Genomic DNA, 26,823 nt, shown 5'->3' with positions numbered 1-26,823 from the left:
GCCAGCCTTTCTTCGTCGGAGATTGCATATGTTCGGACTATTCAAGAAAGTCATTATTGAGCACCCAACGCTTGGCCCTCTGACTAGGCATGGGAAAGAATGGGAGGGCGAAATAGAGATACAGCGCGGTCTCAAAGTATCTCTGGACCTTGAGGGCACAAGAGAAGCGCCGCACGCCCAAGTTGTTGCAGCAGCGTTGGAGCTACCCAGCAAGCTTCCTTCACTAATGCCGATTATTTCACCCCATTTGCTAGAGCATCTTGAACCATATCGTGATGCTCTGTCCGACCCAGAAACTGGATATGCAGATTTCTTCGATGATCCCAGCGAGATCGCCAGGATTCAAGCAATTGTAACCCCGCAAGACGCATGGTCAGCATCGACTATTTGCGGCGTTTCCATTGGCTTGGAAGGCAAGAAGGTTGTCACTCTCGTAAAATTCGACACCGAATGGGACGTTGAGCATGCATTGGGCGCATTCTTCCACGACTGGGAGTTTATGGAATTGAACGCTAGCGTTTGAACGCATATTCCTGCCTCCGCCGCTACCTTGACCAATCGCAATAAAAGTTAGTCCCAAACAATGATCATCGCTGTTGATGGCCCCACCGCCTCTGGCAAAGGCACCATCGCGATCGCGCTGGCGGCGCATTTCGGCCTGCCGCATCTCGACACGGGCCTGCTGTACCGCGCGGTTGGCCGGCAAGTTGCGATCAATCAGGGCAATCCCGATGACCCTGCAGACGCTCTGGCCGCTTGTGAATTCCCCGATGCTTTGCTCGCCGATGAGCAATTGCGCAGCGAGGAAAGCGGCGGGCTTGCGAGCCGTGTTTCCATCCATCCGCAGGTCCGTGAGGCGCTGTTCGCTCGCCAGCGTGCCTTTGCGACGCAAGAAGGCGGCGCGGTGCTGGACGGGCGCGACATTGGCACCGTCATTGCGCCAGACGCCCCGATTAAGCTCTACATCACAGCCAGCGCGACCGAACGCGCGCGCCGCCGCTGGCTTGAGATGACAGGGCGCGAAATCGAAATTCCGCTGGCCGAGATTGAGCAAGACATCATCGCCCGCGACAACCGCGATATTGGCCGCAAGGATGCCCCGCTAAAGGCCGCGCCCGATGCGATGGTAATCGACACCACGACGATGGGCAAAGAGGAAGCTATCGCTGCGGTGATCGCGGCTGTGGAACAGCAACTCAAGGGTTGATCTGTCCCGCTTGTGCCTGTCGACACACGAGCACAGCACTCGCTCGATAAAAGCAGTGCTTCGACAAGCTCAGCACGGACGGGCTTTGGGGTGGGGCCTGAAACCGCAAAATCCTTGCATTTGCGCCGCCCTTGGCCTAAGCGCGCCCCCGTTCACCCAATCATACCCGATTGTTTCGAACCCGCATGAACGCATTCGGCCTCATGCGGATTACGGCCCTCTTGCCCCGTTGGGCTGAGCAATGGTGCTCAGAGACGGTTTAAGACCCCGGAAAAACCGGTGGCCGGTAGCAAATGTAAACAGGATTTCCTGACCTATGGCGACTTCGCCCAACCCTTCGCGCGACGATTTTGAAGCGCTTCTTAATGAACAACTTGGCGGTGCAGACGACGGTGGCTTTGAAGGCCGCGTTGTAAAAGGCACCGTAACAGCCATCGAAAACGGTATGGCTATCATCGATGTGGGCCTCAAATCAGAAGGCCGCGTCGGACTTAAAGAATTCTCCCGCGGTGATGACGACCACGGCCTCAGCGTTGGTTCTGAGGTTGAAGTGTATGTCGACCGCGTTGAAAACGCTGATGGCGAAGCCATGCTCAGCCGCGACCGCGCCCGCCGCGAAGCTGCTTGGGACAAGCTCGAAAACGAGTTTGGCGAAGGCAAGCGCGTCGAAGGCCGCATCTTTGGCCGCGTCAAGGGCGGCTTCACCGTCGATCTCGATGGCGCTGTTGCGTTCCTTCCTGGCAGCCAGGTCGACATCCGCCCAGTGCGCGATGTTACCCCGCTGATGGAAGTGCCTCAGCCGTTCCAGCTGCTTAAGATGGACCGTCGCCGCGGCAACATCGTGGTATCACGCCGCGCTGTCCTCGAAGAAACGCGCGCAGAACAGCGCAGCGAGCTGATCGACAAACTGGCCGAAGGTCAGGTTATCGATGGCGTCGTCAAGAACATCACCGATTACGGCGCATTCGTCGATCTCGGCGGCATCGACGGCCTGTTGCACGTGACCGACATGAGCTACAAGCGCGTCAATCACCCAAGCGAAGTCATCAATATCGGTGACACCGTGAAGGTGCAGATCGTTCGCATCAACTCAGAAACCCAGCGCATCAGCCTCGGCATGAAACAGCTGGAAAGCGATCCATGGGACGGCGTTGCCGCCAAGTACCCAATGGGCGCGAAGCTTTCTGGCACCGTCACCAACATTACCGAATACGGTGCATTTGTTGAGCTGGAGCCAGGCATCGAAGGCCTGGTCCACGTCTCTGAAATGAGCTGGACGAAGAAGAACGTTCACCCAGGCAAAATCGTCAGCACGTCGCAAGAAGTCGACGTTCTGGTCCTCGAAGTGGACAGCGAAAAGCGCCGCATCTCGCTCGGCCTCAAGCAAGCTCAAGGCAACCCTTGGGACGAGTTCGCAGAGAAGCACCCAGTTGGCACAATCGTCGAAGGCGAAGTCAAGAACGCAACCGAATTCGGTCTGTTCGTTGGCCTCGACGGCGATGTCGACGGCATGGTCCACATGTCCGACATTGCATGGGGCATCTCGGGCGAAGACGCATTGGCGCTGCACCGCAAGGGTGAAGAAGTCAAAGCCATCGTTCTTGACGTTGACGTTGAGAAAGAGCGCATCAGCCTCGGCATGAAGCAACTCGAAAAGGGTGCACCAACCGCAGACGGCGCCGCTGGTGCGGATTCGCTGCGCAAGGGCCAAACCGTCACTGTCACTGTTCTCGAAGTTCGCGATGGCGGCCTCGAAGTGCAGGTTGGCGACGACGGCGCAACCGGCTTCATCAAGCGTTCGGATCTCGGCCGCGACCGCGACGAGCAGCGTCCTGATCGCTTCCAGACCGGCAGCAAGGTTGACGCAATGGTCACCGGATTTGACCGTTCGAAGAAGCCGAACTTCTCGATCAAAGCGCGTCAGATCGCTGAAGAGAAGGAAGCGGTACAGCAGTTCGGTTCATCCGACAGCGGCGCTTCACTCGGCGATATCCTTGGCGAAGCTCTGAAGAAGTCAGACGACTAAGCCGCGAAATGGCGAGCTCCCGCGCAGGCGGGAGCCTCCAATGGCATAGTGCCTAGATTAACGAGATCCCCGCCTTCGCGGGGACTCACTGAAAGAGACACCCGCTCGGCATTGCTGCCGGCGGGTTTTTCATTGGTGCTTCCATCGTAAGCACGAGATGCGTATCATCGGGCTTCATTCCCCGTGAGAGACCCGACATGACGATCCAAATCCACCAGTTCCCTTGCCTGTCCGACAATTACGGCTTCCTCGTGCACAATTCCGTGACCGGTGAGACCGCCGCGATCGACACGCCGGATGCGAAGGAATATCTGCGCCAGGCCGATAGCAAGGGTTGGAAAATCACCCACATCTGGAACACCCATTGGCACCCAGATCATGCAGGCGGGAACAAGGAAATCGTCGAGGCGACCGGTGCGCGCGTGCTTGCGCCCAAAGAGGTAGAAAAGCTCTCCCCCATCGACCGCGTTGTTGCGCATGGCGACAGCGTCAATCTGGGTGAGCACCGCGCCGAGATCATCGATGTTTCAGGCCACACCAACGGCCACATTGCCTATCACATCGTCGAGGAAGGCGTGGCCTTCGTGGGCGACGCGGTTTTTGCGCTTGGTTGCGGCCGGATGTTCGAGGGCGAGCCGAAGCAATTCTGGACCAGCCTCGACCGGATTCGCCGCATGTCGACCGAGACGACGCTCTATTGCGCGCATGAATACACCGAGGCGAACGCGAAGTTTGCGCTGCACGCCGACCCGGACAATGCGGCGCTGCAAGACTACGTCGCTGAGATCAAAGACAAGCGCTCTCGCGGTGAGCCGACCGTGCCCACCGTCCTGAAACGCGAGCTTGAGACGAACCCATTCCTGCGCGCGGATGATCCGGCGATGATGGCGAAATGGGGCGGCAGCGAGCCGCATGAGACCTTTGCCGCGCTGCGCAGCGCCAAGGATAATTTCTAAGCCCGATGCAGGCTCTCACGGTCGAGACGCTATCGAGCGATCTATCAGGCGTGAGGCTGATGGATGCGCCAGAGCCTGCGCGCGGTTCGGGCGAGGTGTTGGTGCAGGTCCGCGCCGCGTCGCTCAATTTTCCCGACCTGCTGATGACGCGCGGCGAGTATCAGTTCAAACCAGAGCCGCCATTCGTCAGCGGGCTGGAAATGGCCGACGAAGTCATTGAGGCGGAGCCGGACAGCGGCTTTGCCCCCGGCGACCGGGTCATGGGCGGCAATAAGACCGGAGCTTTCGCTGAGCTCGCAAGCATCCCCGCCCGCGGCCTCTCCCCTCTCCCTGCCAATGTAAGCTTCGCCGAGGGCGCAGCAATGGGCGCGGCTTACTCGACCGCCTACACCGGGCTTGTAGAGCTGTGCGGGCTGTTAGACGGCGCTAGCGGCGAGAAATGGGTGTTGGTGCACGGTGCGAGCGGCGGTGTCGGCTTAGCGGCGGTGGATCTCGCCAAGGCGTTCGGCGCGAAAGTGATCGCTACAACCGGCGCCGACTCCAAGCGGGATCGGATCGCTGCGCTCTACAGGCCCGACGCCGTGATCACCGCCGAAGGGCGCTTTCGCGAACAGGTATCCGAGATTACCGGCGGAAAGCTATGCGACATCGTATTCGATCCCGTGGGCGGCGATGTGTTTGACGAAAGCACACGCTGCGTCAGCTTTGCCGGAAAGCTGGTTGTGGTGGGGTTCACCAGCGGACGGATCGCCGACGTTGCGACCAATATCCCGCTGATCAAGGGCTTCTCCATCGTTGGTTTGCGCGCTGGCGAGTATGCCCGGCGTTTTCCTGAGCGGGGCCGCGCCATCAACGCCGCAATCGCAGAGCTAGCATCTGCGGGCCGGATAACCCCTGCTATCGACCGCACCCTGCCCTTGTCCCGTTGGCGCGACGGCTTTGAGGCGATGGCGAACCGCGAACTGGTGGGTAAAGTGGTGTTTGAGCCGGGCGCCTAGCCAAACGAGAGTCCCCGCGAAGGCGGGGACCTGTATCAAGTCCGCGCTTTATCCATAAGAGACCCCCGCCTACGCGGGGGCTCGCAAACACGAAAAGGGCGGTCCAAACGGACCGCCCTTTAACTTGAGCCAACATTTCAAGCGAACGAAGCGCTTAGATCGCTGAGATTACCTCGTCGGCCAGCGCCCGGTCGGCATCGGCATCATGCTTGTCAGCGATGATCTTGCGCGAAGCTGCGGCGGCGGCATCAACTGCACTGCTGCGAACTTCTTCAACCGCATCGCGTTCAGCCGCTGCGATCTTGTCTTCCGCCATACGCTGACGGCGAGCGACCATAGCCGCGCCGTCTTCTTTGGCTTTGACCAGGATAGCATCCGCCTCGCGGGTGGCGCCTTCCATCATCGCTTCGGCGTCTTTTTCAGCGCCAGCGATCTTGGCCGCATATTCGTCGCGCAGAGCCTCTGCTTCGGCGCGCAGGCTCTTGGCCTCGTCAAGCTGCTGCTTGATTTCAGCGATCTTCTTGTCGAGCCCGCCGGTGATCAGGCTTGGAACTTTCTTCCAAACGAAGATCAGGATCAGCACCAGCATCGCCAGTGAAACCCACTGGTAATCCTGAAGGAACAGCGCCGACGGTGCGGTCTTTGCACCATCAGCAGCGCCAGCAAGAAGGGTGAGCACATTAGCCATTGGCGAGCGCTTTCTTCACCGCAGAGCGCGCGGTGCGTTTGTCGACTTTGGCTCCGGCAAGGCGGGAGACAATGTCTTGCGTTGCTTCCGCAGCGACGGTTTCAACCTCAGCCATTGCGCTGGTGCGGGCCTCAGAAATCGCTGCTTCGGCTGCTTCCAGCTTTGCATCGATCTTAGTCTGCGCCTTTGCTAGCGTCGCTTCGGTTTTGGCCGCAGCTTTGGTCTTGGCCTCAGCAATGGTTGCCTGGGCAGCGGCGCGATTTTCATTCTCGCGCTTGCGCCACGCTTCCTCTTGCTCATCCGCCGCGTCACGAGCGGCCTGCGCCGCAGCCAGATCGTCAGCGATCTGATTGTCACGCAGTTCGACCGTTCCCATCACTTTGGGCACCATTCCGCGTCCGATGACGAAGAATGTCAGGCCGAAAAATACCAGGGACCAGAAAATCTGGCTCGATAAGAACTCGGGGAGTTGGGCTATCTGAGGCATGAGAGCGGTCCGAAACCTGTGAAGTGGATCTTAAATGTCGTCGATAGAAATTCAGGCGGCCCGGCCCGCTGGTTCAGCAGGCCGGGATACCGAAATTGCTATTAGGCAACGAAGATCAGGATCATCGCGACAACAAATGCCAGCAGGCCGAGAAGCTCAGCCGCGGCGAAGCCAATGAACAGGCGGCCTTGTTGGCCGTCTGCTGCGCCTGGGTTGCGAAGTGCGGATTCGAGGAACGAACCGAACACGTTACCAACACCAATTGCGGCCATCGCCGGCACCGATTGCTGCAAGGCCTGCGCCTACGAGCTTAGCTGCTTCTGCTTCCATGTGAAAAACTCCTTGGGATCAAATATATAAATTAGAGAGATAAACTCAGTGAAGGTGTTCTGCGTCGTTAATATAAAGCGACGTCAGAAGAGCGAACACGTAGGCCTGAATTCCGGCTACGAGAATTTCTAGAGCGCTGATTGCGACCATTAGAGCAAAGCTTGGCACGCTGACCATCAGGCCAATGCCAACGCCAGCGTTTACGCCGTCGATCACAAAGCTGGAGAGCACTTTCAACAGAACGTGCCCGGCCATCATCGCCACGAACAGCCGCAATGCGAGGCTGAATGGGCGGATGAGGAATGAGAAGAATTCAATCAGCGCAATCGGCAGGATCATCGGCGCTGGCGTGCCGTGCGGCACAAACAGCGTGAAGAACTTGATGCCGTGCTTCCAAAAGCCAACGACCAGAACGATCGAGAAACTGATGATGGCGAGCACACCGGTGACGGTGAAGTGGCTGGTGAAGGTGAACGGGTGCAGACCCAGCAAGCCAATCGGCAGCAGGCCGAGCAAGTTCGCGAACAGGATGAACATGAACAGGCTGAAGACATAAGGCACATATTTACGCCCCGCCTTGCCAATGTTTGCCTCGAGCATGTCGTCGATAAAGCCAGTAAAGCTCTCGACCGCCATCTGCCAGCGACCTGGCACCAGCTGACGCTTCATGCCGCCGAACACAAATGCCCAGATCAGGACCGTTGTGATGGCCATCCAGAATGCGGAATTGGTGAATGCGATGTTGATTCCGGCAATCTCCCAGCCCGACGAACCAAACATTGGCTCGAGCTGGAATTGCTTCATCGGATCGACTTTGCCTGCCTCGGCTGCCACGATCTCTTAGTCCTTAAACCTTGTAAGAAACGCGCCCCAACTGATGATCTCAAATCGGAGCACCTTAGCCCTCATCAATATCATCGGGGCGAGTGTTCGCCGCTCGAATAATGTTCCTGAAGGCAACGATGATCCCGAAGGCCATCATTATCAACAGACCCGCGGGCGAAGTGTCGGCGAAATAATCAATCGTCCAGCCAATCACTGCGCCGCCAAGAATCCCACCAAGGAGGTCTGCGAGTACCCGGTTACCGCTGCGATAATTCGCATCAGTGCCTGATACCCGAGGCCGGTTGCGCTCCTCTTCGCGCTCGTTGGCAGCTTTCAGCCGCTCCTCGAGTGCATCGATACGCGCATCCTCGGCGATGGGTTCCTGTGCGGACTTCTTATCGCTCATGTCAGCTTCCTAAAGGTTGGACGCCAAAACACGCGCCACAAGGTGTCCGCCAAGGGCGCGCACCCCTTAGAAGGGGGCATATCCAAGTCAACCGCCAGTCACAATCAAACGGCGGACCTGGCAAGCAATTATAGCGATAGCCGTTGCGCAAAGCGCAAGTCGCGTTGGGAGAATGGCGACCTGCGCTTTGGCTGTCAGCGGATTTTAGTCCGAATTATGGGCAGCGCGGATCGCGCATTGGCGCCGCATCTGTGCGGGTTTGCCAAGTGCCATCAGGCGCCTGATACTTCTCACCAGGGGTCGTGCGCAGGATCGCCTGACAACCGGCGGTAAAGGCGTATTCGTCAAGCGTCGCATTGGCCGCCTGCGCGCGCTGAGCATAAACAGCGCGGCGTTTGATGTTGATATCATTCACCAATCGGCGAAGTTCAGCCGTCTCACCCCCGGCCACACCAAGGTAGCCGTCGCGCTTCTCACCAATGCTGCCATTGGCGCGCGCAGCGGCATAAGCCGGATCACGCTGAGCCTGAGCAGCGCCATGAAAGCCGGTGATGGCCACGGTCGCAGCAGCAGCGGCGAGCAAAGTTTTGCGCATATTTGTCATTCTCTTATTCCTCCTGCTTTGCGGCAAATGCGAACATCAAAAGATATCCGCATTTTCCTCAAGCGTGTTGGCCGCATCTTCGGCCAAAGCAAAAACCACTTCCTGCCGGATATTGATGTTGAGCTCGATCACAATTGGCTTGTCAGGTGCAGCAACATTGATGCACCCCGCCAATGGACCACAAAGCGCAAGCGCGCCCGCTCCCATCAATCCGGCCCGACCCGCAGTTCGCCATGAATTCAGTCTATCCATCATGGATAGTCCTGTGGCAGCGCCGCATAGATCGGTCAATTTCCACATGATCATGGCGTATTCTCGCTTTCTTGAGGCTGAATGGACAGTTCACTTGCCGGAATGTCTTCTGGATTGATGTCGGGGGTGTTCTGGCAGGCGACCTTGAAAAACCGGCTCGCGCGCCATTTTGCATCGGATGTCAGGCATGGATCGCGCAGATAGTTGGAATCGTAGGTGGAGCGCAGCAGGCGGCTAAGCTCCCAGAATTGTGAGCGTACGTTGATATTGAACCGGATCGGCAGGCGCGCGATCTGCTTGGTGATGAAATTGCGTGACGTGCCCTGCCCTTGGCTGATCCCGTCAAAGCGCACGCTGGTGATGATCTCACCGGTCAGACTGCCGTCCATGGTGATCGCCATTTGGTTGTAATCCAGGCTGCGCAAGGCATCGAAGGCGTAATTGGAGATTGTGCCGAGATCCTCATAGGCAAGCTCTCCGACATAGGAGAGATTGCCGCCCGGCGGACGGGAGATCAGCAGCCCGCTCTCGATCCGGCCATTGCCCTCGGCATCGAAGATAATCGGGATCGTGCCGTCGAACGTTCCCTGAGCCGAGAGGTTGCCAAACTCCATCTCTGATATGAATGTGCCCGCATCCAGCCCGATGATCTCAAAGATATAGCGCCGCTCCTCTGGCACTGCGAAATTGAGCTCGACCCCGCGCATAACCAGCTCGCCGCCCATAAACGGCCAGCGTGCATCCTTCAGCTTGACCAGCTGCCCCTCTTCAAGAGCAAAGGTGATCTTGCCATCCAGCACCTCGATACCCGTGTTGATGGAGCCGAGATCGACAATCTGATCCGGCGCGGTGGTGAGCGCCAAAAGATCGGTGAATTCCACTGTCGCGCGGGCATTCTTGACCGGGCCAAAGGCGGCGGCGAAATCGAATTTCTCAGTAGTAAAAATGCCGCCGCTGGTGATGTCATCAGCGGTCCAATTGATCTGCCCCTGCCCGCTCACATCGCCCTTTGCCAGGGCGACAACACCGTCGGTGTAAATCGTCAAATCGCTGGGTTGCAGCGTATCATCGAAGGCGAGGCGTTCGACATCCAATCGCGCATTGCCGGCGGATGTGCTGAGGTTGTGCGCGATCTCGACCGCCACAACCTCGCGATCTGTTGCCGGGTGGCGCAGCAAAGCCTGGGCGCGGATATCGCTGCCGTTTAGGACCATCACGGCACCACGCGCGACTAGCGGCTCAAACCGGTCGGTCGCCTCTCGGTCGGTGACGCGGAACTGCGCTTCATCAATGCTGAGGATGCCATCGTCATACAGCCAATTGCCGCTGACCTCGTCCAGATCGAGCGGGACCAGACCTATCATCGCCTCGCCTTCGCTGAACGCGCCGCCGATTGTGTCGGCAAAGCTCGCCTCTAAATTGCCAAGCGATAGACTGAGCCCCTCCTCGCGCGTCCCAATCACGGCTTCCACATTGGACGCATTGGCCACGCCGGGATAGCCGAATTGGACAGCGCCCGTGTCGAGCAGCAGCGGGCTACCAGCGATCTGCCCGCGCAATGCGAGACTGGGTAGTTGCGCGGAGATTTGCAGATTCTCACCGTACCGCACCATCGCCCCGCCAGCGCCGGGGCATAGCCTGAGGCTTTGGCGATCCAGCGCAAGATCATAGAGCGCGAGGCGATCAAACCGCACATTGGCGCAGCTTTGCCCCGCGATCAGCCCGCCGCGCGGCGACCATGTACCCTCCAACGGCAGGCTGAGCCCCTGAACATTGCCGCCGGGTAGCGCGCCGGAGGCCCGCACATCGCCCGCAAATCTCAGAGCGCCGCTAGGGGCCTGCGTCACCAGCAGCTCTGGGACTGCGAGCTTGCTGTCCCCAGCAGCGAATTCTTCCATTCTCAGGCGCAGCGCAAGATTGCCACCGCCGACTTGCTCCATTCGCCCGGAAATGCGGGGGATCCCCTCGCCGCTGGTCGCGATATTGCCGCTGAGCCGACCAAGGCCGTCCACGGGGCTCGTCCATGCGAGCCGCGACACACCAAGTAATGTCTCGCCCGACGCGCTCTTAAGGCGCGCCTCTGGCACAATCAGGCTCGTGACTTCTGGCGATACCCGCAATGTCGCATCGGCGATCACCGTGCCATCGCGGGTGGCATTGCCGAAACCCTGCTGGAATCGGGCCAGCAAAGGCTCAAGCAATGTGCCTTCCACTGCACTGCGGGAGGCCTGCAATTGCTCGGTCAGAGCGCCGCCAATGCTTGCTCCCTCCCCCTCTAATCGTCCTGCCCATTCCAGCGCATCAAAGCCGTCCTGCGCCCTCAGCGTACCATCCAGCGACAGCCCGGCCACCGCGCCATAGGGCGTCACCGCGTTGTCCGCGCGCAAATCATGGCGCACATTCAGCTGCGCATTTTTCCAGCTTAGCTGCACATCACCGCCAAGCGTCGAGGCCTCTGCCCCAGCAACAGCCAATTGCTCAGCCGTGAGGTCCAGTTCGCCGTTCACACTGGCGAAATCCGATGCAAGGGTAAAGCGCGTGGCCAGATCGGCACTCGCAAGCTGAGGGCCACCATTTGCGCAATCGAGCGCTCGCAAGCGCAGCGGCCCGTCGAATGCCAGCTCCCCGCCTGACGTCGTGACGTCACCATAAAGTGTTGCGGCCTCTAGCGCACATTCTGCAATCGCCAGCTCCGGCGCGGTCGCGGCCAGCACGCCTTCAAATCCGTCGCTCAGCAACCCCTGCCCCGAGGCTTTGAGCCCGATTGCGCCGTAATCACTCTCAATCAAACCGCGCGCATCGACCAGTTTCACGTCGATCGCTGGCAGACCGGGCTCCGCTTCACTTTCGCCAAAAATCGCCGGATCCAGCGCGCCAAAGCTCAGCTGACCATCGCGGAAGGAACCGAACAGACGCGCTCCGATCACCTCGACTGTGCCAATCGACGGCGCGCCGAAACTGTATTCCAGATCAACCACGACCCGCTCGACGGTGAGATCAGGCCGCTCAGGATCGCCGATCACCAGATTGCGCAAAACCTGACGCTGCGGGCCGATTGAGACAATCTCATAGTCCGCGGGCAGCTCCAGCTTCGCCAGCTCCCCATCGATGAAATTGCCCGCATATTGCTCGCGCGCCATCCACACCCAAACGCCTGCAATACCGAGCAGCGACAGCACCAATATGAGCGCGCGCCAACGCCTGCGGCGCGGCCACAGGCTCCACTTGGGCGTCTCTTCAAGATGTTCCGTTTGGGCTGACGCCATGATGAGCTCACACTTGCGCGCATCGAGCGTTAAAGGCAATGCAAGCAAGACACTAGCGCGCACAGCCGCGTTATAAGGAGGCAGCTTGCCGCAAGCTGAAGACATGTTTGGCGAAGAGCCCAGCGCCGGGGCTGCCCGTGATGCTGGGGGCGATGCCGGGAAGCACGCGGGCGCCGGACACAGAGCGCGGCTGCGCGAGCGGCTGCTGAAAGGCGGCGCAGAGGCCCTCGCGGACTACGAAGTGCTCGAATTCTTACTGTTCGCCGGAATGCGGCAGGGCGACACGAAGCCGGTTGCCAAGGCGCTGCTCAAACGATTCGGTTCGCTATCAGCGGTGCTGAACGCGGACCCGGCGGCGCTCAAGCAGGTGAAAGGGATCGGCGACAGCAGCGCGGCGGCGCTCAAAAGCGTGGCGATTGCCGCCCGGCGCATGGCTCGCAGCGAAGTCGCGGACAAACCAGTGCTGAGCTCTTGGCAAAACCTGATCGATTACCTCGCGATTGATATGGCGCATCTAACGGTGGAGCGTGTGCGGGTGCTGTATCTCGATACGAAAAACCGCTTGATCGATGATCATCATGTTGGCGATGGCTCAATTGACGAGGCTTCGATCCATCCGCGTGAGGTCATTCGCAAGGCGATGGATGTGGGCGCGAGCGCGCTGATCCTCGTCCACAATCACCCCAGCGGCAATCCAGAGCCAAGCCGTGCGGACATTCAAGTGACGCAGCAAATTGCCGAAGCGGGCCGCTTGCTAGGCGTGACGGTGCACGACCACGTGATTGTCGGCCGCGAGGGACATGTGAGCCTGCGCGCGAAGGGTCTGATCTAGGACCAGGCCACCAAGCGGGACGTCAGGATTTCGTGATCAGCCGCACGCCAGCGTGATTGGCAAAGAAGCTCCATCCCCAATTGAGGATCACCGTTGCCCGGTTCCGTGCGCCGGTGAGGAATCCGACATGGACCACGCCCCACAGCCACCACGCGAGCGCGCCTGACAGTTTGAATGCGCCAAAGTCCGCCACCGCCGACTTGCGCCCAATCGTCGCTAGGCTGCCTTGGTGCTTGTATTCAAACGGTCCGGGGCTTTGTTTGCCCAGCAGCTCCGCCTCGACCAGCCTGCCGACATAGGCGCCCGCCTGCTTCGCCGCTGGAGCGAGACCGGGAACGGGATCGCCATTCCATGCGCTGCTGCCCGCAGTGTCGCCGATTGCGAACACATCCGCCTGGCCTTTCACGCGCAGCCATTCATCGACCAGAACCCGACCAGAGCGATCGCATTCCGCGCCCAGCCATTTGCCCGCAGGCGACGCGGTAACGCCTGCCGCCCACAGCACGGTCTCGGTTTCAATCTTGGTGTCATCGCCAATCATCACATGGCGCGCGGCGATCTCTGTCACGCGCCCGCCGGTGCGGATTTCCACGCCGAGCTTTTCCAGCGATGCTGCGGCTTTCTCGGCCAATTCTTCAGGAAAGGCCGGAAGCACACGCGGTCCCGATTGCACCAGTATCACCCGCGCGCTGCTTGGGTCGATGGTGCGAAATTCGCGCTCAACATTGATCTTGGCAAGCTCTGCAATCGCCCCGGCCAGCTCAACCCCGGTTGGGCCAGCCCCGACCACGACAAAGGTCAGCAGGCGTTTCACGCGTTCGGGATCATTGCTCGCCTCAGCCTGCTCGAACGCCTCCAGGATAGATCCTCGCACCGCGACGCCGTCTTCAACAGTCTTAAGGCCGGGTGCAAACGCGCCCCATTCATCCTTGCCGAAATAGCTGTGTGATGCCCCGGTTGCGAGCACCAGCTTGTCATAGACCAGCTGCTGATTACCCAGCTCTCCGCCGCCATAGGTCAGCGTCTTTGCCTTCGCATCGATCGCCGAAACCTCGCCCTTCACCACCCGGACATTGCCATCGGGCTTGAACAGGCTGCGGATCGGCGTTGCAATATCCGCTGGGTTCAATGTGGCCGTGGCAATTTGATAGAGCAGCGGCTGAAACAGATGGTAATTGCGCTTATCAATCAGGGTGATGCGCACCGGCAGGCGCTTTAAACGCGCAACCGCCGCCAGCCCGCCAAAGCCAGCGCCAACCACCACAATATGCGGCCAATGGTCCGGGATATCGGCATAATCCCGGTCGAACAGAATGTTCTTCTCCATCCACGCATAAATCAAATTGTCGAGCGACAGACTGCCCGCCCCGCGCGATTCGTAAATCGCCAGGAACAGGATCGGATAAAATGTGATGTTGGGGTGCACGCCGACGATCATGAACAGACCGATGAGTATGACGAGCACATAAGACACCACGCTCGCGGCAAAGCCTGTGGCGAGCAGCACAGCAAAGACAATCGCGAGCCAGTCTGGAAAACCGGTGAAGATCGTAATCGGCAGCCATGTCGCGAGCGCCACGGAGGGCTCAAACACGCCCGCGAACGCCAGGAGAGTGAGCGCCAGCCACAGACGGATCACCATCATTGCGACGGGCGCACCGCGTTCTCTCAGAAATTCGCCAAAGCGAACCACCGGGCGCGCCAGTGGCAATGCGCTGTCCTTAAGGCCGGATGACAGCGGCCGGTCGAGTGAGAATGCCGCAGGCCCGTGGAACACATACCACAGCAGCATCGCCGAAATCAGCAGGTTGCTGGTGGTGGGAACGTAAACGGCCTGCGAAATGATCGTCAGCACCGCCATCGCGAGCGCCGCTGGCCGGGTGAAAAAGCCGAGCAGCAGCAAGACCGGGCCGATCAGCTCAATTGAGAGGCCCACCGCTGCGGCTGTGTCTGGCGCCATCCAGCTGACCGGATATTCATTCGCTGCCAGAAAGACCGCTTTGTCCCAATCCGCCGCCTTAACCAGGCCAGATCGAAAGAAAGCCTGCGCGAGGAAAAACCGCACGATCAGATCGGTGAACGGCCAGAAAACCTCCGCTCCGCCCGAATACAGCTTCGCCCAGCTGCGCAAGGTCACCCGCACAAATGGCGACAGGCGTTCCTCCTGCAAGGTCATCTCTGCCGCGCTTGTCATATGACCAGGCCTTCCTTGCAACTAAGCTCGTGAAACCGCGACCTTAGTTACAAGTGTTCAGACATGCAAAGCCATGCAGATTAAGCGGTGGATCAGCGCCGCTGGCCGGTCCTAAAGGTCAAAACCCCAGCGGCGATAGCGCGTTGCGAGCAGTGGCTCGCGCGCCAGCGCGTCGTCCACATCGGCTTGGCCGCCCTTGTCGCCCTGCTCTAGCCGGATCAGACCGCGAAGCAGAACCGAGGCCGTTTGATCCGGCTCCAATTCAAGCGCCGCATCGATATCGGCCATCGCTTGGTCGAACATTCCGTTGCGCAGATAGATCAGCGCGCGGCTATCAAGAATGCTCGACGACTTACCGCTGTTCTCAACCGCTTTGGTGCAGACTGAAATCCCGTCGGAAACCGCGACATTCCACGTTCCGCTGAACCAGCAGACCTCATTGAGCAGGCCGGAATCGTTGGGGTCATCGGCCAGCATTTCATTGATCGTTGCAAGCCCTTCGCTCGCGCGGCCTTCGATTGCATCGAGCCCTGCAAGAGCGAGGGTCAAGCTTTGGCGAACGTCTTCGTCGCCGTCCTCATATTCGATGATTTCACGCGCGCCTGAGTAATCACCCAGATCGACCATAGCGTTCGCAAGGTCTATGGCCCGCCAAGGCGTGGGATCGAGCGCATAGGCCTCTTCCAAATCCGCTTTGTTGGCTTCCAGATCGAGCAATTGCGAATGCACAGAACTGCGCTGGCCGTAATATTCAGCCGTCGCCTCGAGCTCGATCACTTTGTTCATGTCCTCCAGCGAACCGGCCCAATCATAGGTGACATAGCGAAAGCCGGCGCGGCGCAGATATGGGTCTTTGTCGTCGGGATCTTTGTCGATCAATTCCGCATAGGCCGCCTCTAATGGCTCCAGCACGCTGCGATCCGCTCCTCTTGCGAAACGCCAGCGGCGCGGCACATCGTCAGAGGTGGTCAGCTTCGTCTCTTGGCGAGCGAGACTGGCGGCCTTCCGGCGTTCCTCACGGAATGCCTCAGGCAAGATTTCGCCGCCCTGTGTGGTGACAATTTCGGAGACCTGAAACACTCGGTCGTCGAAGCTTGTCTGGCGCGTATAGCGCTGCCCAGCGACCTCCACGTCAATCGGATCGCTGCCGGTGAGTTCATAGCCATCGAAGCCATCGGGCAGCGTGATTGTCATGCTGTAAGCCGCGCTACTGCTCGCCCCGACGGATACTGGCAGATCGCGCCATTCCTTGCGCGATCGGTTCGGCGCGAAAGTGATCTGTTTTGCGGCCATAGGGCCTGCGACTTCGCCCTTGGCGCCGTCAAAATCAAACGTGCCTTCGATGATTCCAGACATCACAAAGGTTGCTTCGCTGTCGTCTTCGCCTGAGACGATATCGATATCAACCAAGGTCATCTCGCTGCTGGAGTTGCGCCCGATTTGCTTCTTGCTTTCTTCATCGAGCTTTTCAGCCTCAGCGTTCCATTGCGCCGCGGTTGCGCCCCAATATTTCATTTTGAAGGTCATCAGGGCTAAGCAAATCCAATCCCGCTGACGTATCGACTGCGATGTTCATTTCCACCTCTGGAACGCGAGGCAGAACCTGCTCAATGGGTTCTAGCTGTGCGCCAGCTGCGCGAATGGGCAGGCTGTATTCGAAGGGCGGTACATTGCCGACCGTGTGCATATTCGCGCCCAGCGACGTGCCATCAAGGTAATACAGATTGCCGCCGATCTCTGCGCGCACCAGAACATGGTCAAACGCGCCGGGGATTGGCAGGGAAATCGGCACGGTGTTGCCCGCACGGCTCGAGACGAGCACGGGCTCCGCCTCAATTCCCAGATGATCCAAGATCGCCAGCAAGATCACCGTCTTCGCTTTGCAATCGCCGTATTTGTTTTCCCAAGTCGTCGCGACATCCTGAGGCAGGTAATTTCCGCCATCAAGCCCGTTGAGCAGATAGCGAATGTCCTCTTGCACCAATTCCAAGGCAGCGACGGCTTGCTCTAGATCGCCCGTGTGCTCGGCGCGAATGGCCTCCACCTTGGCGAGCAAATCATCGAGACCATCCATCGCGCCATCGGTCTCGTAATAAGGCGCCATCGTGCTCGACACCTCGGCCCAATCGGCAAAGGTGCCCAGTTGCAGGATCGTGCCCCGGCGATAGCGCAGCGGCGCATCGTTCGGGAACTCATCGGCTTCCTCCAGAGGCAGCGTCACCTCCAGCCAATTGTGTCCGTCTGACTTCTCAACCTGGGGCAATTCGAAATTCGGGCCCGCTTTGTAACGCACATCCAGATCATCCGGCCATGACGCGCGGATTCGCGCAAAGTCGGCAACCGTATCTGGCTCGCGCCACAAGAACCGCTGGGTCTGCACCTCTTCGCCCAATGCCTGATCAGAATTGGTCACCGAATAGCGCATGCGCAGCTCGTCACCCACTTCGAGGCCGGGAACTGACAATGTCGCGGTGAGCGAGCCGTCCAGGATGCGCCGCTCCAGCATCCGCTCGCGGCGCAGCACCTCCATCACCTCGCCCTGTTCGACCAGGTCGATTACCTCATCGCCGCGCACAATCGAAATCTCGTGGACGATCAAGTCGCCTTTGTCCGGCAGCCACTGCGCCGTCAAAGTGCCGACATTGGACAGGTCAGACAGGCTGGCGACGCGGTAAACCACATCGGTGTATTCCCAGTTCAGCCCATTCTCGATGCGAATCTGAGTGTCGTTGACGATCTGCCGATTGGTGGGATCACGCTCAACCTCGGCCAACACAACCGGTTCAATCCAAGCGGGCGCCAGCTCATAAAGCGGCTCTTCCCCCGCGATCAACGCCGACGAACAGCACAATGCAATCAGCGAGACTGCCGTCCGCGAAACTTGGAATGTCATGAATTATGCCCCGTTTTCCCTGTATTATCGCCAGACTATAACGCGAAATACTGCTGTCAAATGAGAAAACAGCAATTCGATTGATAAACAATTGAGGGCGGCACTGACGCGGATAAAACTATGCAGAATCTGGGGCAATGCACTCCCCTCGCCCTTGCCATCTGCGCCGATGCGGCATAGCCGCGCAGCCACATCTTTACCCACACAATTTCTCACTGGAGTTCCCAAGCCATGGTCCCTCGTTATGCCCGCCCGGAAATGAGCGCATTGTGGGAGCCTGAGGCGAAATTCCGCATCTGGTTCGAGATCGAAGCCCATGCGACCGAGAAACTGGGCGAGCTGGGCGTGGTGCCGGAAAGCGCGGCGAAGGCGCTCTGGGATTGGTGGGCGACGAACCCCAGAATCGACGTTGAGGCGATTGACGCGATTGAGGCCGTGACCAAGCACGATGTGATCGCCTTCCTCACCTGGGTAGCCGAGCAAGTCGGCGACGAGGCCCGCTTCATGCACCAGGGCATGACCAGCTCTGACGTGCTCGATACGACTTTGGCGGTCCAACTGGCGCGCGCATCGGACATCCTGCTCGCCGATCTGGACGCGCTTCTCGCCGCGATTAAACGCCGCGCTGAAGAGCACAAATACACCGCCACCATCGGCCGCAGCCACGGTATCCATGCAGAGCCGGTGACGTTCGGTCTTAAGATGGCTCAGGCCTATGCCGAGTTTGACCGTTGCCGCACCCGCTTGATCGCGGCGCGCGAGGAAATCGCGACCTGCGCGGTCTCTGGCGCGGTCGGCACCTTCGCCAATATCGACCCAGCGGTTGAGGAACACGTCGCTGGGAAGCTCGGCCTAAAGCCAGAGCCGGTTAGCACGCAAGTGATCCCGCGCGATCGTCATGCGATGTATTTCGCGACGCTTGCCGTCATCGCTGGCTCAATTGAGCGCCTCGCGGTCGAAGTGCGCCATCTGCAACGCACCGAAGTGCTGGAGGCTGAGGAGTATTTCTCACCGGGGCAAAAGGGTTCCTCGGCCATGCCGCATAAGCGCAACCCGATCCTCACCGAAAACCTGACCGGCCAAGCGCGCATGATCCGCAGCTATGCCATGCCAGCGCTAGAGAATGTCGCGCTATGGCATGAGCGCGATATCTCGCACTCCTCGGTTGAGCGCTACATCGGGCCCGATGCGACCATCGCGCTCGATTTCTCGCTCGCGCGCCTCACCGGCGTGATCGACAAGCTGCTGGTCTATCCAGAGCGGATGCAGGCCAATATGGACCGGATGGGCGGCCTTGTGCATTCGCAGCGCGTGCTGCTCGCCCTGACCCAGGCCGGTGTCAGCCGCGAGGATGCCTACCGCCTGGTTCAGCGCAATGCGATGAAGGTGTGGGAATCGGATGGCCAGCTGCAATTGCTCGATCTGCTGAAGGGCGATGAGGAAGTCACCGCCGCGCTCACGAGCGAAGAGCTCGAAGACAAATTCGACCTCGGATATCACTTCAAACACGTCGACACGGTGTTTGCCCGCGTCTTTGGCTGATGCGCCGCTCAGCAGCTGGCGCTAGACTCAAGGCTGAAAAGGCTTAGGTTCTGCGCTGCTCAAACACCGCCAGTGGCTTAGCCGTTTAGGAAACTCTGCATGCAAATTTTGCGCACGATCATCTGGATTGCGATCCTGATTGCAATCATCGCCTTCACCTTTGGCAATTTCGACCGCGCCACCGAAGTGCGGATCTGGCCAGGCCTGGTATGGGACACTCGGGTTCCGGCGATTGTGATCGTGTCATTCCTGCTCGGCATAGTGCCCATGTGGCTGTACCATCGCGGCAGCAAATGGTCGCTTAACCGCCGCATCCGCAGCCTAGAGAACGCGGTGAAATCGAGACGCTCTGTCTCAGCGCCACGCACCGGCGGCAACCTCCACCACTTCTACGCCGGACGCCGAACCTGAGATGGTCCAAACGCCCGCCGAAACGCCAGACACAGGCACCCTCGCCCCTGATCCCGCAGCAGCAAAGCCGGAAAGCAGCACCTGATATGAGCAACCCGATCTATCTCGCGCTCGATATGCCGCAAATTGAGCCTGCCAAGGCTCTGCTTGAAAAGGTCAAAGCGCATATCGGCGGCGTGAAGCTGGGTCTGGAGTTTTTCTGCACGCATGGCAGCCACGGCGTGCATGAAATCGCGCATATTGGCCTGCCGATCTTTCTCGACCTCAAATTTCACGACATCCCCAACACCGTCGCAGGCGCGATGCAGGCGGTGCATTTGTGCGAACCTGCGATTGTCACCGTCCACGCCAGCGGCGGACGCGCGATGATGGAAGATGCCAAGGCAGCAGCGGCCGAGGGCTGCAAAGTGGTCGCGGTGACCACGCTCACCAGCCTTGATGCAAATGACCTCACGCGGACTGGCATTTATGGCAGCCCAGAAACCCATGTGATGCGGCTTGCTGAGCTGGCGCATGAAGCGGGCCTCGACGGGGTTGTCTGCTCCGGCCAAGAGGTTGGCCAAGTGCGCAAGCAGTGGAAAGACGGCTTCTTCGTCGTCCCCGGTCTGCGTCCAGCGGGATCAGGCACAGGCGATCAAAAACGTGTCGTCACCCCGCGATCGGCGCGCGACAATGGCGCAAGCGTGCTGGTCATCGGACGCCCAATCAGCCGCGCAGAAGATCCGGTCGCGGCTGCAAGAGCGATTGAAGCCACGCTTTGATATGACCGGAGCAGGCGTGCTGCTGCTGTCGGGCATCATTCTTGTCGCCGTCCCAATCGGTGCAGCCATATCCATTTACATGCGTACGAAAGCCAGATGGGTGGTGCTGCTTGCTTCAGCCGTGATGCCAATCGCCGTGTATTTTCTGTGGGGAATGACGGAGGGATGCGTTCTTTCGCCACACGCCAATCCGCAGCAATGTTTCGGTTGGGGCTTCGGGCTCATCCTATTTGCAGCCTTCGCGATGCCAGCCTGGCTGATTGGTCTGCTTCTTGGCTATTTCAATCCTTGGTCGCGAAAGTATAGAGCCTCCAAATGACCTCTACTCAAATCAAAATCTGCGGGCTCAAAACGCCTGAGACCATCGAAGCCGCCGTCGCCGCTGGGGCAACGCATATTGGCCTCGTGCACTTTGAGAAAAGCCCCCGCCACGTCACCCTGGCGGAGGCGGCGCGGCTGCGCGCGCTCATCCCGGCCTCGGTCAAAGCCGTCGTGCTGACCGTGAATGCCGATGTCACCGCAATGGGCAAAATCATCGCGGACGTGAAGCCCGACATCGTCCAGTTTCACGGCGGCGAGACGCCCGAATGGACCGGATTGGTGCGCGAGAAAACCGACGTCGAGGTGTGGAAGGCCGTCGGTCTGAGAGACGAAGGCACTCTGGAACGCGCCAGCAAGTTTATCGGCAAGATCGACCGTTTCCTGTTCGATGCTCCTGCCAAAGAGCTGCCCGGCGGCAATGGCGAAACCTTCCGCTGGGAATTGCTGCATAGTCACGATCACAAGGTGCCATGGGGCCTCGTCGGCGGCCTCAATGCAGATAACGTGGCCGAGGCCATTCGCGCCACCGGGGCCGAGCTGGTCGACACCTCATCCGGGGTGGAAACCGCGCCCGGCGTGAAGGACGTGGACAAGATCGCGGCCTTCTGTCAGGCCGCTCTTGCAATTTGATCACCCCGTTCGCCCTGAGCCTGTCGAAGGGCTGCATTGTTTCTTGAGGTGCTGAGCCAGAAGTGAAGAACGGGGCTTCGACAGGCTCAGCCCAAACGGATTTTTTGTTTTGAACAACACCACCCCCAATTCCTTTAAGAACCAGCCCGATGATCGCGGGCATTTTGGCGAGTTTGGCGGACGTTACGTCGCCGAGACGCTTATGCCGCTCATCCTCGATCTGGAGCGGGAATATCGCGCAGCTCAGCAAGACCCGGCCTTTGCGGCTGAGTTTGATGATCTGATGAAGCATTATGTTGGGCGCCCTTCCCCGCTCTATCATGCGGAGCGTCTCACGGAAGCTCTGGGTGGCGCGCAGGTCTGGTTCAAGCGCGACGAGCTCAATCACACCGGCGCGCATAAGATCAACAATTGCATCGGGCAGATCCTGCTCGCGATCCGCATGGGCAAGACCCGCATCATCGCAGAAACCGGCGCGGGACAGCACGGCGTTGCGACCGCGACCGTATGCGCGCGCTTCGGCCTGCCCTGCGTGATCTATATGGGCGCAGAGGACGTGAAACGGCAATCGCCCAACGTCTTTCGCATGAAGCTGCTCGGCGCAGAAGTGGTGCCCGTCACCAGCGGCGGCGCGACCCTGAAAGATGCCATGAACGAGGGGCTGCGCGACTGGGTCGCGAATGTCCACGACACGTTCTACATCATCGGCACGGCCGCCGGACCGCACCCCTATCCCGAAATGGTGCGCAATTTCCAAAGCGTGATCGGCACAGAGGCACGCGCGCAAATGCTCGACCGTACCGGCCGCCTGCCCGATCTGTTAGTCGCCTGCATTGGCGGCGGCTCCAATGCGCTTGGCCTGTTCCACCCGTTCCTCGACGATGCTGATGTGAAGATGCTGGGCGTCGAGGCGGCGGGCCACGGGCTCGACGGTGATGAACACGCCGCCAGCCTGCTGGGCGGATCACCCGGCGTGCTGCACGGCAACAAGACATACTTGTTGCAGGACGAAGACGGCCAGATTACCGAAGGCCACTCGATCAGCGCTGGGCTCGATTACCCCGGCATCGGGCCAGAACACGCCTGGCTGAAAGAAAGCGGCCGTGTCGAATACACCGCCGTCACGGACAAAGAGGCGCTCGACGGCTTCCAACTGCTATGCCGCACCGAAGGCATCATCCCCGCGCTGGAACCAAGCCACGCAATCGCCGCCGTTGCCGATCGCGCAAAGCAAATGGACGAGGATGAGATCATCCTCATGAACCTATGCGGGCGCGGCGATAAAGACATCTTCACTGTGGCGGAGAAGCTTGGGGTTGAGATGTGATGAGCCAGCGGCTGAAGCGCTTTTCATTCATCTTCCTGTGCCTCCTAGCATTTCAGGCAGCATTGCTGTTCCTGATTGAATTCATCAGCCCTGATCTCACTTCCAGTTGGCGTGGAGCTATTGGCGGCGGCTTGGGGGGCTTGGTATTCATGTCTCTGCTAAGGGTTGCACGCCGGACTTGGCCGGAGCCCAAACAAGGATGGGCTGAATGAGCAGGCTCCAAAACGCCTTCTCCTCAAACGTCATTCCGGACTTGATCAGGAATCCAAAGCGGCGATACCCGCAGGCGTCGACTCTAGATTCCCGCCTTCGCGGGAATGGCGGAAGTATTAGAAAGCTTGGGGTGGCGATGTGAACCTACGAAAATTGATCGGCTGGTTTACTCTCGCCGCGCTGCTCATCACAGGTTACATTTTCGATGGTGAGTTATCTTTGGCCGCTTTAGCCACGTTTCTGGGCGCAGTGTGTATTGCTATGTTTATGGCGCTGTATGACCGCTCAAATTTCTCCGATTTCGAAGTTGGTTTTGACCCTCGACGGGGCGCGCGATACTTCCTAGTGGGCTTTCTCGTCTTTCCCATAATGATTGGCTTTAGGGCTGCATTCGGTTCGACCATATGGATCGAAGGCGCAATCATATTCACTGTCGGAGCTTCGGTGATCATCGGCATTATTGGCACGTTTATGGATGTCCCTGGAATATGACACGCCCCCCTTCCCCACTCACTGCGGCCTTTCACAAGGGTCATCCTGCACTCGTCGCCTTCATCACCGCTGGCGATGGTGACACCGCCGCCAATCTCGATGCGCTGGTTGCGGGCGGCGCGGATGTCATTGAGCTTGGTATGCCGTTCACTGATCCGATGGCCGATGGCCCCGCGATCCAAAGCGCGAACCTGCGCAGCCTTGGCGCGGGCACCACTACCGCAGATGTGTTCGCAATAGCCGCAGACTTCGGCAAGCGGCATCCCGAGGTTCCGCTGGTCCTGATGGGCTATGCCAATCCGATGGTTCGGCGCGGTGAGAATTGGTTCTCCGTCAATTGCTTCAAAGCGGGCGTGAGGGGCGTGATCTGCGTCGATCTGCCTCCGGAGGAGAACGAAGAGCTCAAATGGGACCTAGACGCCCATTTGATCGACTGGATCCCGCTGGCCACGCCCACCACCGATGCAAAGCGCCTGCCCGCGGTGCTGGAGGGCGCCAATGGCTTCCTCTATTACGTCTCTGTTGCGGGTATCACCGGCAAACAGCAGGCCGCCCAGGACAGCATTGAAGAGGCGGTTGCGCGGTTTAAAGCCGCCACTGACCTGCCGGTAGCGGTCGGGTTTGGCGTGCGCACGCCAGAGCAAGCCGCCGATATCGCCAAGGTCGCCGACGGCGTCGTCGTTGGCTCCGCACTTGTGGAAATCATCGGCGAATATGGCGCAGAGGCTCCCGCCAAGCTACAAGAGCTGACGTCGGCATTGGCGCACGCGGTCCACACGGCTAGAGCCTAGATCGCCTAAGCAAACAGGATTTTGAAATGAACTGGTTCACCCGCGTCCGCAATTCCCTGGGGTTCAGCGACAAGCGCAGCTCTGAGAAGGATTTGTGGATCAAATGCAAATCCTGCCAGGAAATGCTGTTTGTTCAGGAATATGAGGACAATCTCTCGGTCTGCCCGCGCTGTGAGCATCACGGCCGGATCAGCGCCGATGCGCGGCTGAACCTGCTGCTAGATGAAGGGTTTGACCTGCTGCCTCAGCCGCAGGTCACTGAAGACCCGCTGAAGTTTAAGGACAGTAAGAAATACACCGACCGGCTGAAGATCGCGCGGGCTAACAATCCGCATCACGATGCCTTTGTCGTCGGATCGGGCACGATCGACAGCCACCCTGCGGTCGTCGGGGTGCAGGATTTCGGCTTTATGGGCGGATCGATGGGCATGGCCGTGGGCATGGCGTTTTGCGCCGGGGCCGAGCGTGCGCTGACCCGCAAATGCCCCTATATCGTCGTGACCGCCGCTGGCGGAGCGCGCATGCAGGAAGGCATTCTCAGCCTGATGCAAATGCCGCGCGCCACTGTGATGACGCGCCGCCTGAAAGAGGCCGGCCTGCCCTATATCGTCGTGCTGACCGACCCGACCACCGGCGGCGTTACCGCCAGCTATGCGATGCTGGGCGATATCCAGATTGCAGAACCCGGCGCGCTGATCGGATTTGCCGGACAGCGGGTGATCCAAGACACCATTCGCGAGCAATTGCCCGAAGGCTTCCAACGCGCGGAGTACCTCCACAAGCACGGCATGGTCGACATGGTGGTGAAGCGCCATGATCTGAAAGCCACTTTGGCCAATGTGATCGACTATCTGCAGCCGCCCGTCGCGGCGTAGTGGGGTTTCGTCATTGCGAGCCGAAGGCGAAGCAATCCATCTTCTGGCATTGCGCCCAAGCACTCCATTGGCACATGGATCGCCGCGTCGCCCTTCAGGCTCCTCGCAATGACGAGTAATGACTAATGGATTTCGGAAAGTCCGACGACCCGCGCGTTCAGGCTCAGCTTGATCGTCTAAGCCAGCTGAGCGTGCCGGATGGCCGCATCGGGCTGGAGACGATCACCGCGATGATGGAGCGGCTAGGCAATCCGCATCGCCAATTGCCGCCAGTTTTCCATGTCGCGGGCACCAATGGCAAAGGCTCCACCTGTGCATTTCTGCGCGCGATGCTGGAGGCGGAGGGTTACCGCGTGCATATGACCACCAGCCCGCATCTGGTGCGCTATAACGAGCGGATCAGGCTGGCCGGAGAGCTGATTTCCGATTCGGATTTGGCAGCGCTGCTGGCAGAGGTTCTGGACGCATGCGAGGATCTGGGCCCGAGCTTTTTCGAGGTCACCATCGCCGCCGCCTTCCTAGCGTTCAGCCGCGTGCCCGCCGATGCCTGCGTAGTCGAAGTTGGGCTTGGAGGGCGTTTGGACGCCACCAATGTGCTGGAGCCCAAAGCGCTCGCGGCCTGCGGGATTGCGGCGCTGGGGATCGATCACGAGAAGTTCCTGCTCGCGCCGGAGGATGGCCTGCCAGTTGCGTTGGCGGCGGCGCCCATGCGGCGGATCGCGTTTGAAAAGGCTGGGATTGCGAAGAAGGACGTGCCGCTTCTTTCCATCAACTGGAGCAGCCCTGAACGGAAACAGATTCAGGTCTGCTCGGCCGCTGCTGGATCGTTGCTGTATCGGATTGAGCGCGATTGGAATTACGGTGATGAAGGGTACTGCGACAAGCTTGGTATCCTTCATTTTCCTGAACTCGCATTGCCAGGAGAGCACCAGTCCAGCAACGCCGCCCTGGCAGTCGCTATGGTCCGGCATCAGGAGAAATTGGCAGTCTCGCAAAGCGCGATCATGCAAGGGCTGCAAAGCGCCACATGGCCTGCACGGCTGCAGCGTCTGTCAGATGGGCCGCTGACATCGCGGGTTGCCGGGCGGAATTTGTGGCTCGATGGCGGTCATAACCCAAGTGCTGGTGAAGCAATCGCCAAGCACTTTGATCAGCCACTGCACCTCATCCTCGGCATGCTCGCCAACAAAGATCCGCGTGCGTTGCTCGATCCGCTGGGCGATGCAGTCCGCAGCCTCACTATCGTCCCGGTGCCCGGTCAAGATTGCCACCCACCCGAAGCCTTTGGCCCAGACGCTGTCGCCCGCAAAGGAATTGAAGACGCGCTGCTGCACATTCCCGATGACGGTTACCCTGTGCTGATCGCGGGATCGCTCTATCTGGCGGGCGAAGTCTTGCGCCTGAATGACGAGATCCCTGACTAACGGACACCCGCTTGTCCTGAGCTTGTCGAAGGACTGAACTTCCTTTTGTTGGCAGAAGAAACAGGGCAGCCC

At 59.5% G+C, this 26,823-nt stretch carries 26 protein-coding genes and 1 pseudogene; 16 read left to right on the top strand and 11 right to left on the bottom strand.

Translation table 11 applies throughout. The annotated features are described in order from the left end of the window. Positions 1-28 precede the first annotated feature (28 nt). The 5 genes from AC0V6U_RS04985 (at position 29) to AC0V6U_RS04965 (ending at position 5,187) form a co-directional block, all read left to right on the top strand. A complete protein-coding gene (locus AC0V6U_RS04985) occupies positions 29-523 on the top strand; it encodes a DUF6985 domain-containing protein (protein WP_472645095.1) in 495 nt (164 codons plus the stop codon). Between the two features lie 60 nt (positions 524-583). Further along, positions 584-1,207: a (d)CMP kinase gene (locus AC0V6U_RS04980; RefSeq protein ID WP_472645094.1), complete on the top strand. Its 624-nt coding sequence runs from the start codon at positions 584-586 to the stop codon at positions 1,205-1,207. A gap of 316 nt (positions 1,208-1,523) precedes the next feature. Beyond that, complete coding sequence (gene rpsA / locus AC0V6U_RS04975; protein ID WP_472645093.1) at positions 1,524-3,233, top strand: 30S ribosomal protein S1; 1,710 nt, start codon at positions 1,524-1,526, stop codon at positions 3,231-3,233. 197 nt (positions 3,234-3,430) lie between these two features. Further along, positions 3,431-4,189: a hydroxyacylglutathione hydrolase gene (gene gloB / locus AC0V6U_RS04970; RefSeq protein ID WP_472645092.1), complete on the top strand. Its 759-nt coding sequence runs from the start codon at positions 3,431-3,433 to the stop codon at positions 4,187-4,189. Between the two features lie 5 nt (positions 4,190-4,194). After that, the gene (locus tag AC0V6U_RS04965; protein WP_472645091.1) at positions 4,195-5,187 is read left to right on the top strand and encodes an NADPH:quinone oxidoreductase family protein; all 993 of its coding nucleotides are present in this window, start codon (positions 4,195-4,197) and stop codon (positions 5,185-5,187) included. Positions 5,188-5,341: 154 nt separating this feature from the next. On the opposite strand, the gene AC0V6U_RS04960 is transcribed toward AC0V6U_RS04965, so the two are convergent. From AC0V6U_RS04960 to AC0V6U_RS04925, 8 genes and pseudogenes are all read right to left on the bottom strand, one after another. Further along, complete coding sequence (locus AC0V6U_RS04960; protein ID WP_472645089.1) at positions 5,342-5,875, bottom strand: F0F1 ATP synthase subunit B family protein; 534 nt, start codon at positions 5,873-5,875, stop codon at positions 5,342-5,344. Beyond that, positions 5,868-6,362, bottom strand: coding sequence for a F0F1 ATP synthase subunit B family protein (locus AC0V6U_RS04955; protein ID WP_472645087.1), 495 nt, complete (start codon positions 6,360-6,362; stop codon positions 5,868-5,870). The genes AC0V6U_RS04960 and AC0V6U_RS04955 overlap by 8 nt, the downstream gene beginning before the upstream one ends. A gap of 101 nt (positions 6,363-6,463) precedes the next feature. Next, positions 6,464-6,692 (bottom strand): annotated as a pseudogene (locus tag AC0V6U_RS04950) (F0F1 ATP synthase subunit C). A 45-nt stretch (positions 6,693-6,737) separates the two neighbouring features. After that, positions 6,738-7,496, bottom strand: a complete 759-nt coding sequence (locus tag AC0V6U_RS04945) for a F0F1 ATP synthase subunit A (protein ID WP_472645701.1) — start codon at positions 7,494-7,496, stop codon at positions 6,738-6,740. Between the two features lie 94 nt (positions 7,497-7,590). Beyond that, positions 7,591-7,923 (bottom strand): AtpZ/AtpI family protein, encoded by a 333-nt coding sequence (locus AC0V6U_RS04940; RefSeq protein WP_472645086.1) that lies wholly within the window; start codon positions 7,921-7,923, stop codon positions 7,591-7,593. Between the two features lie 214 nt (positions 7,924-8,137). After that, positions 8,138-8,527 carry a YdbL family probable chaperone protein gene (locus AC0V6U_RS04935; protein WP_472645085.1) on the bottom strand — a complete coding sequence of 130 codons (390 nt, stop codon included), beginning with the start codon at positions 8,525-8,527 and terminating at the stop codon, positions 8,138-8,140. 36 nt (positions 8,528-8,563) lie between these two features. Further along, positions 8,564-8,782 (bottom strand): YnbE family lipoprotein, encoded by a 219-nt coding sequence (locus AC0V6U_RS04930; RefSeq protein WP_472645084.1) that lies wholly within the window; start codon positions 8,780-8,782, stop codon positions 8,564-8,566. A 47-nt stretch (positions 8,783-8,829) separates the two neighbouring features. Continuing rightward, positions 8,830-12,045, bottom strand: a complete 3,216-nt coding sequence (locus tag AC0V6U_RS04925) for an intermembrane phospholipid transport protein YdbH family protein (RefSeq protein WP_472645082.1) — start codon at positions 12,043-12,045, stop codon at positions 8,830-8,832. A gap of 85 nt (positions 12,046-12,130) precedes the next feature. On the opposite strand from AC0V6U_RS04925, the gene radC reads away from it, so the two are divergent. Beyond that, positions 12,131-12,877 carry a RadC family protein gene (gene radC, locus AC0V6U_RS04920; protein ID WP_472645081.1) on the top strand — a complete coding sequence of 249 codons (747 nt, stop codon included), beginning with the start codon at positions 12,131-12,133 and terminating at the stop codon, positions 12,875-12,877. 22 nt (positions 12,878-12,899) lie between these two features. Here the strand turns inward: radC and AC0V6U_RS04915 are convergent, their stop codons facing one another. The 3 genes from AC0V6U_RS04915 to AC0V6U_RS04905 all read right to left on the bottom strand — a co-directional run bounded on the left by AC0V6U_RS04915 (position 12,900) and on the right by AC0V6U_RS04905 (position 17,964). Further along, complete coding sequence (locus AC0V6U_RS04915) at positions 12,900-15,071, bottom strand: FAD-dependent oxidoreductase (protein WP_472645080.1); 2,172 nt, start codon at positions 15,069-15,071, stop codon at positions 12,900-12,902. A 111-nt stretch (positions 15,072-15,182) separates the two neighbouring features. Next, complete coding sequence (locus AC0V6U_RS04910; RefSeq protein WP_486169387.1) at positions 15,183-16,586, bottom strand: tetratricopeptide repeat protein; 1,404 nt, start codon at positions 16,584-16,586, stop codon at positions 15,183-15,185. Next, positions 16,546-17,964: a DUF3857 domain-containing protein gene (locus AC0V6U_RS04905; protein ID WP_472645077.1), complete on the bottom strand. Its 1,419-nt coding sequence runs from the start codon at positions 17,962-17,964 to the stop codon at positions 16,546-16,548. The genes AC0V6U_RS04910 and AC0V6U_RS04905 overlap by 41 nt, the downstream gene beginning before the upstream one ends. Positions 17,965-18,195: 231 nt before the next feature. Here AC0V6U_RS04905 and purB point away from each other — a divergent pair, with 231 nt between their 5' ends. The 10 genes from purB to AC0V6U_RS04855 all read left to right on the top strand — a co-directional run bounded on the left by purB (position 18,196) and on the right by AC0V6U_RS04855 (position 26,751). Beyond that, the gene (gene purB, locus AC0V6U_RS04900) at positions 18,196-19,506 is read left to right on the top strand and encodes an adenylosuccinate lyase (protein WP_472645076.1); all 1,311 of its coding nucleotides are present in this window, start codon (positions 18,196-18,198) and stop codon (positions 19,504-19,506) included. 99 nt (positions 19,507-19,605) lie between these two features. After that, positions 19,606-19,917 (top strand): DUF1049 domain-containing protein, encoded by a 312-nt coding sequence (locus AC0V6U_RS04895; protein WP_472645075.1) that lies wholly within the window; start codon positions 19,606-19,608, stop codon positions 19,915-19,917. An 86-nt stretch (positions 19,918-20,003) separates the two neighbouring features. Beyond that, complete coding sequence (gene pyrF, locus AC0V6U_RS04890) at positions 20,004-20,678, top strand: orotidine-5'-phosphate decarboxylase (RefSeq protein WP_472645074.1); 675 nt, start codon at positions 20,004-20,006, stop codon at positions 20,676-20,678. A gap of 1 nt (position 20,679) precedes the next feature. Then, positions 20,680-20,997, top strand: a complete 318-nt coding sequence (locus tag AC0V6U_RS04885; protein ID WP_472645072.1) for a hypothetical protein — start codon at positions 20,680-20,682, stop codon at positions 20,995-20,997. Further along, complete coding sequence (locus AC0V6U_RS04880) at positions 20,994-21,629, top strand: phosphoribosylanthranilate isomerase (RefSeq protein WP_472645071.1); 636 nt, start codon at positions 20,994-20,996, stop codon at positions 21,627-21,629. Before AC0V6U_RS04885 ends, AC0V6U_RS04880 begins: the two co-directional genes overlap by 4 nt. A gap of 109 nt (positions 21,630-21,738) precedes the next feature. Beyond that, the gene (gene trpB, locus AC0V6U_RS04875; protein ID WP_472645070.1) at positions 21,739-22,956 is read left to right on the top strand and encodes a tryptophan synthase subunit beta; all 1,218 of its coding nucleotides are present in this window, start codon (positions 21,739-21,741) and stop codon (positions 22,954-22,956) included. Positions 22,957-23,307: 351 nt separating this feature from the next. Further along, on the top strand, positions 23,308-23,661 hold the full coding sequence (locus AC0V6U_RS04870) for a hypothetical protein (protein ID WP_486169386.1): 354 nt from the start codon (positions 23,308-23,310) through the stop codon (positions 23,659-23,661). After that, the gene (gene trpA, locus AC0V6U_RS04865) at positions 23,658-24,452 is read left to right on the top strand and encodes a tryptophan synthase subunit alpha (RefSeq protein WP_472645068.1); all 795 of its coding nucleotides are present in this window, start codon (positions 23,658-23,660) and stop codon (positions 24,450-24,452) included. The genes AC0V6U_RS04870 and trpA overlap by 4 nt, the downstream gene beginning before the upstream one ends. 26 nt (positions 24,453-24,478) lie before the next feature. Continuing rightward, positions 24,479-25,327, top strand: coding sequence for an acetyl-CoA carboxylase, carboxyltransferase subunit beta (gene accD, locus AC0V6U_RS04860; RefSeq protein ID WP_472645067.1), 849 nt, complete (start codon positions 24,479-24,481; stop codon positions 25,325-25,327). Between the two features lie 125 nt (positions 25,328-25,452). Continuing rightward, positions 25,453-26,751: a bifunctional folylpolyglutamate synthase/dihydrofolate synthase gene (locus AC0V6U_RS04855; protein WP_472645065.1), complete on the top strand. Its 1,299-nt coding sequence runs from the start codon at positions 25,453-25,455 to the stop codon at positions 26,749-26,751. Positions 26,752-26,823 lie beyond the last annotated feature (72 nt).

The sequence above is a fragment of the Erythrobacter sp. W36 genome (assembly GCF_057364935.1).
The sequence above is the reverse complement of the archived record's forward strand: the minus strand, read 5'-3'. Positions and strand labels throughout refer to the sequence as shown.

Bases quoted from the DNA above. Each gene is read 5' to 3' on its own strand.
- AC0V6U_RS04985 (WP_472645095.1), top strand. From the start codon at position 29: ATGTTCGGACTATTCAAGAAAGTCATTATTGAGCACCCAACGCTTGGC.
- AC0V6U_RS04980 (WP_472645094.1), top strand. From the start codon at position 584: ATGATCATCGCTGTTGATGGCCCCACCGCCTCTGGCAAAGGCACCATC.
- rpsA (WP_472645093.1), top strand. From the start codon at position 1,524: ATGGCGACTTCGCCCAACCCTTCGCGCGACGATTTTGAAGCGCTTCTT.
- gloB (WP_472645092.1), top strand. From the start codon at position 3,431: ATGACGATCCAAATCCACCAGTTCCCTTGCCTGTCCGACAATTACGGC.
- AC0V6U_RS04965 (WP_472645091.1), top strand. From the start codon at position 4,195: ATGCAGGCTCTCACGGTCGAGACGCTATCGAGCGATCTATCAGGCGTG.
- AC0V6U_RS04960 (WP_472645089.1), bottom strand. From the start codon at position 5,875: ATGGCTAATGTGCTCACCCTTCTTGCTGGCGCTGCTGATGGTGCAAAG.
- AC0V6U_RS04955 (WP_472645087.1), bottom strand. From the start codon at position 6,362: ATGCCTCAGATAGCCCAACTCCCCGAGTTCTTATCGAGCCAGATTTTC.
- AC0V6U_RS04945 (WP_472645701.1), bottom strand. From the start codon at position 7,496: ATGAAGCAATTCCAGCTCGAGCCAATGTTTGGTTCGTCGGGCTGGGAG.
- AC0V6U_RS04940 (WP_472645086.1), bottom strand. From the start codon at position 7,923: ATGAGCGATAAGAAGTCCGCACAGGAACCCATCGCCGAGGATGCGCGT.
- AC0V6U_RS04935 (WP_472645085.1), bottom strand. From the start codon at position 8,527: ATGACAAATATGCGCAAAACTTTGCTCGCCGCTGCTGCTGCGACCGTG.
- AC0V6U_RS04930 (WP_472645084.1), bottom strand. From the start codon at position 8,782: ATGATGGATAGACTGAATTCATGGCGAACTGCGGGTCGGGCCGGATTG.
- AC0V6U_RS04925 (WP_472645082.1), bottom strand. From the start codon at position 12,045: ATGGCGTCAGCCCAAACGGAACATCTTGAAGAGACGCCCAAGTGGAGC.
- AC0V6U_RS04915 (WP_472645080.1), bottom strand. From the start codon at position 15,071: ATGACAAGCGCGGCAGAGATGACCTTGCAGGAGGAACGCCTGTCGCCA.
- AC0V6U_RS04910 (WP_486169387.1), bottom strand. From the start codon at position 16,586: ATGAAATATTGGGGCGCAACCGCGGCGCAATGGAACGCTGAGGCTGAA.
- AC0V6U_RS04905 (WP_472645077.1), bottom strand. From the start codon at position 17,964: ATGACATTCCAAGTTTCGCGGACGGCAGTCTCGCTGATTGCATTGTGC.
- purB (WP_472645076.1), top strand. From the start codon at position 18,196: ATGGTCCCTCGTTATGCCCGCCCGGAAATGAGCGCATTGTGGGAGCCT.
- AC0V6U_RS04895 (WP_472645075.1), top strand. From the start codon at position 19,606: ATGCAAATTTTGCGCACGATCATCTGGATTGCGATCCTGATTGCAATC.
- pyrF (WP_472645074.1), top strand. From the start codon at position 20,004: ATGAGCAACCCGATCTATCTCGCGCTCGATATGCCGCAAATTGAGCCT.
- AC0V6U_RS04885 (WP_472645072.1), top strand. From the start codon at position 20,680: ATGACCGGAGCAGGCGTGCTGCTGCTGTCGGGCATCATTCTTGTCGCC.
- AC0V6U_RS04880 (WP_472645071.1), top strand. From the start codon at position 20,994: ATGACCTCTACTCAAATCAAAATCTGCGGGCTCAAAACGCCTGAGACC.
- trpA (WP_472645068.1), top strand. From the start codon at position 23,658: ATGACACGCCCCCCTTCCCCACTCACTGCGGCCTTTCACAAGGGTCAT.
- accD (WP_472645067.1), top strand. From the start codon at position 24,479: ATGAACTGGTTCACCCGCGTCCGCAATTCCCTGGGGTTCAGCGACAAG.
- AC0V6U_RS04855 (WP_472645065.1), top strand. From the start codon at position 25,453: ATGGATTTCGGAAAGTCCGACGACCCGCGCGTTCAGGCTCAGCTTGAT.